This is a genomic window from uncultured Campylobacter sp., from assembly GCF_937997595.1.
Taxonomy (GTDB): Bacteria; Campylobacterota; Campylobacteria; order Campylobacterales; family Campylobacteraceae; genus Campylobacter_B.
Genome location: NZ_CALKTS010000326.1, coordinates 1 through 4,453, shown reverse-complemented (window position 1 = coordinate 4,453; position 4,453 = coordinate 1). Strand labels below are relative to the sequence as shown.

Below are 4,453 nucleotides of genomic sequence, written 5' to 3'. Positions count from 1 at the left end.
AACTTGCGGCACGGCGGTCTTGCGACTAGGTGCGAGACACCGCACCGCAGTTATAATATAAATTCAGCGCAGGCGTAGCCTGCCCCTTGTAAAGCGTCGTCGGGGGTTAGGTGGGGTTTGGGGCGGGAAGGGGAGCGACCTCGCAACCGGGGCCCCCTTCCCGCCCCAAGAAAAGTTTGGGTGCGGCGCGGCGCACGGCATATCGCAATTATGAAGCGCAATAAAGCGATGTGCAAAATTCTAGATGACAGCTCGCAATGTGCAGTTCCGCGGCGCGGCGGAATTTTAAAATTTTATTCGCCTCAGCGTAGCGCGTTAAATTTTAGAATTTTAAAATCTATCGCAGCGGCGCCGTATCGCGAGAGATAAAATTTAAAATTTAGCCGCAATTTAGGGGTTTTCAATGCTTCTGTTTTTCTTTACGATCTTTCCGATATCGCTGATGCCGGGCATCAACATGACCTACGCGCTAAATCTCGGCATCGCACGCGGCTATCTTAGGGCGCTGCCCGCGCTACTTGCGCAGGTGCTAGGCGTCGCAGCTGTGGCGCTTGCGTGCATATTCGGCGTCGCGGGCATTCTGCTTGCGCACCCTGCGGCGCTTAGCGCGATTAAAATTTTAGGCGGCGCGTATATTTTCTATCTGGGCGTCGCGACCTTTTTGACGCGCGGAAATTTCAAGCTGCAAAAACAGAAGCGCAGCGAAAATATCTTCTTCCAAGGCCTCGTAGTCGCGGTCTCAAACCCCAAGGCGTGGATATTTTTCACCGCGCTCTTTCCGCCATTTTTGGACGCGGACAATATTTTCGGCGCGCACACATTTGCTCTCGTCGCCACGCTGTGCGCCAGCGAAAGTATCTGCCTTAGCATCTACGCGCTGGGCGGATCGGTGCTAAAAAATCTGCTGAAAACCCATCTAAAATACCTCGAAATTTTCTGTGCTGTGCTGATGTGCGCGATCGGGCTGTGGATGATTTTGGGTTAAATTTTGATTGGACTTGGCGCCCGGGTTTTGATGAAATTTTAAATTTAAAAGATAGATTGAAAAGCGGTATTGCTGCGACTAAATCTCAAGAAAAGCCCTAAAATTTAGCCGCTAGCTTTGAATTAAAATTTTAAGCGATCGGTGGCATGCAGCAAGCGCGGCGGCGATTATCGTCTAGGGTCCCTTGCGGTGCGTCTAAGCGATTTGCTGGCGGCGTTCACGTCCTCTGCAGCAAATCTGCGTCCATGGCGAACATGCGGCACGTTTAAGCGATTTCCGGTGCTACGAATAGTGAGTACTGCCCTATTCGCGCCGTGTCCGCAGCTAATCCACAGCGAACCTATGAGCGCTTAAGAGAATTTCAGCTTTGTGTACTGCGCGAGCCCTATCCGCTCTACTCGGATTATGCGTTTAAACGGATTTTAGCTCTGCGGGTAGCACCGCTTCCGTTTGTGCGTGCCCGCGCAATTTAAAATTTACGCAAGCGAAGCGCGACGGACCCAGATTTTTGTATCGCCGCGTCCGCTTAAATTTTAAAATTTAATCTCTGCCGTGAAGCTCGTCGATGTAGAATTTCACCGAGCCGAGACCCTCTTTTTTAGCCCATTCGTAGGCGCTTGAGACGAACTCCCAGTTGATGCCTGCGTAGAATTTCTCCAGATATTTCGGGCGCGCGTTGTGCTCATCGATGTAATACGCGTGCTCCCAAACGTCCACGACTAGAAGCGGCACGAGCCCTTCGGTCACCGGCGTAGCGGCGTTTTGAGTCGCTTTAATACAAAGCTTGCCCGATTTCGGATCGTAAGCGAGCCACACCCAGCCCGAGCCGAAATGCGCCGTAGCAGCAGCCAAAAACTCGCTTTTAAAATCCGTAAAATTTTCCGCCAGCGCCGATTTTAGCTCCGCAGACGGCTCACTAGGTTTTGCAATGCAATCCCAGTAAAAATCGTGATTGTAAACCTGCGCTGCGTTGTTGAAAAGCCCGCCGCTAGCGGCCGTTACGATCTCGTAAAGCCCCTTGCCCGCAAACTCGCCTGATTCGGTAAGTTTATTTAAATTTGCCACATAGGTCGCGTGGTGCTTGCCGTGGTGATAATCACAGGTTTGCTTGCTTACGACCGCGTTGTGCGCCGCATCGAACGGCAACTCTCTAAGTTTAAACATCTTTCTCTCCTTGAAATGAATTTTGAAGCGATTATAGCCTAAAATTTCTAAACGAATAATAAAATTTATTATTTAGGATTAATTTTAAGACGAATTTCAATCTAAGCCATCGCAATCGCGCTTTAAATTTAAAATTTAAGCGATTTAATAACGCCAAAGCTTTCTTTTACCTCATCGGAGCGCTTTTTGTGTACGACCGGGCATACGGGCTTAAGCACGCTGCCGGTACACAAGAGCGGCTATTTACCGTCGTCTGCGTGATTGCGAACTTTTTTATATTTATGCTTGCTTTTAAATACATAGCGCGGCGCTCGCATACGTCCTATACGCGAGACCAGCATGCTTTTATCGTCTTTCTTGAAACGATCGTCGCGCTAAAATAGTGCTCGGAGGTGAGCCTACTTCGCATATTTTCATACTCACGCTAAGCTTATAATCGGGTATCGGCACAATCGGTGCCGTGATCTTAGGCATATTCGTTCGCCGCGAGAAAATTTCTGCGCGCAAAGCGCCTGTTATTTCTCATAATTTAAAGCGCCGCAATGCTGAAATTAATTTAGAATTTTGGCGAATTTAGCTAAGCTTAGCGCTAAATTTAACGCAAAGGAAAACCATGAAAATCATCGAAGGCTCGCTTGCTCTTAAGGGCAGCGAAAAGATCCTAATCATCAACGCCCGCTTCAACCACATCATCACCGATCGCCTAGTCGAAGGGGCGCACGATGCGTTTTTGCGCCACGGCGGCAAGGAGGAAAATTTAAGCCTGATGCTGGTGCCGGGCGCTTTTGAGATCCCGCTCGCGCTTGAAAAGGCGCTAAGCTCCAAGCTCTACGACGCCGTCGTCTGCCTAGGCGCGGTGATCCGCGGCTCTACTCCGCATTTTGACTACGTAAGCGCCGAGGTAAGCAAGGGTATCGCAAACACCATGCTAAAATACGGCGCACCCGTGACTTTCGGCGTACTGACTACCGATAATATCGAGCAAGCGATCGAGCGAGCAGGAGCAAAAGCCGGCAATAAGGGCTTTGAAGCGATGAGCGGCGCGATCGAGCTTCTAAGTCTATTTCGCAACATAAAGGCTTAAAATGGCTACCAGACACCAAGCCAGGCTCGCTGCGATCTCGCTGCTTTACTCCCGGGATATGAACGGCGGCGGCGAGGACTTTGCGGACGAGTATCTGGAAGAAAAGCGCATTCGCAACGAGCAGCGCAACTGGACGCTCGCGCTTCTGCGCGGCGCTAGCGAAAATCTCGCCGCAGTCGATGCGCTGATAGACGAAAATTTAAAGGAATTCAAGCTCGCCGAAATTTCGGCTCTGGAGCGCGCGATACTGCGGCTTGGGGCGTATGAGTTACGCTTTACGGACACAGACGCGGGCATCGTCATCAACGAAGCGATCAACTCCGCCAAGGAGCTTGGCATTTCGTCTAAATTTATAAACGGCGTGCTGGATGCGCTAAAAGATAGCCCTGTGAACATCGCGGCGGATAAAATTTCCAAGCCGACTGCGACGACAAGCGAAAATCTCGAGACAACCACGGAGGCAGCCAAAAATTTTAAGTCCGCTGCGGCGGGAAGCTCCGCTGTTTCGGACAGCGACGATACGGCAAAAAATTTCATCCCCGCAGGCGCGAACGGCGAGACGAAAAATTTTACGAGAGCAAAGAAGAGCGGCACGCCGAAAAATTCTACGGCGAGTAGAAGCAGACCGTCTAAAAAGCCCGCTAATATGAAAACTCGCAGCGCATCCGCAAAAAAATCCGAATCTACCGCGAGCAAAAAATTTAAAACGGAGAGAAATTTCAAGGCCGGAGATAAATTCAGGACGGAGAAAACGGGCAAAAATTTCAAAACGGACGAGCGAGGCAAAAATTTTAAGGCAGGCGAACGAGGCAAAGACGCCGCGCCGAAAAAAGAGGGCGCTGATAGAAATTTCAAAGTCGGCAAAAACGCGGTACCAAAGAAAGGCACTGCGGGTAAAAATACTGCGCCGAAAAGTAGCGCGGGGCGCAAAAAATCTGCCGGCGGCAGAGGCACCATCTCAAAAAGACCTGCGGGCAACAAAGGCGCGGTACGCGGCAAGGATAAGCGGTGAAGCTCTGCGTCGCGCTTGATATGAGCTCGAAGCAGCAGTGTTTGCAGCTGGCGAGCGAGCTTGCGGGTTTGGCCGATAAAATTTGGCTAAAAGTGGGCTTGCGAGCCTATTTGCGCGACGGAGCGAACTTTGTGGGGGAGCTAAAAAAGCTCGGAAATTTTAAAATTTTCCTCGATCTAAAGCTCTACGACATCCCAAACACGATGGC

4 protein-coding genes and 1 pseudogene are annotated in these 4,453 nt (G+C 50.5%); 4 read left to right on the top strand and 1 reads right to left on the bottom strand.

What is annotated here, in order from left to right; all coding sequences use genetic code 11:
- Nucleotides 1–403 precede the first annotated feature (403 nt).
- On the top strand, nt 404–985 hold the full coding sequence (locus Q0614_RS11185) for a LysE family translocator (protein WP_298788745.1): 582 nt from the start codon (nt 404–406) through the stop codon (nt 983–985).
- Nucleotides 986–1,525: 540 nt separating this feature from the next.
- Here Q0614_RS11185 and sodB read toward each other — a convergent pair.
- Nucleotides 1,526–2,149 carry a superoxide dismutase [Fe] gene (gene sodB / locus Q0614_RS11180; RefSeq protein WP_298788743.1) on the bottom strand — a complete coding sequence of 208 codons (624 nt, stop codon included), beginning with the start codon at nt 2,147–2,149 and terminating at the stop codon, nt 1,526–1,528.
- A 613-nt stretch (nt 2,150–2,762) separates the two neighbouring features.
- On the opposite strand from sodB, the gene ribH reads away from it, so the two are divergent.
- The 3 genes and pseudogenes from ribH to Q0614_RS11165 form a co-directional block, all read left to right on the top strand.
- Nucleotides 2,763–3,233: a 6,7-dimethyl-8-ribityllumazine synthase gene (ribH, locus tag Q0614_RS11175; RefSeq protein ID WP_177388134.1), complete on the top strand. Its 471-nt coding sequence runs from the start codon at nt 2,763–2,765 to the stop codon at nt 3,231–3,233.
- Nucleotide 3,234: 1 nt separating this feature from the next.
- Nucleotides 3,235–3,609: pseudogene (nusB, locus tag Q0614_RS11170) on the top strand (transcription antitermination factor NusB); the annotation flags it as partial.
- Nucleotides 3,610–4,241: 632 nt separating this feature from the next.
- On the top strand, nt 4,242–4,453 hold a 212-nt coding region (locus tag Q0614_RS11165), incomplete at its 3' end, for an orotidine 5'-phosphate decarboxylase / HUMPS family protein (protein ID WP_298788741.1).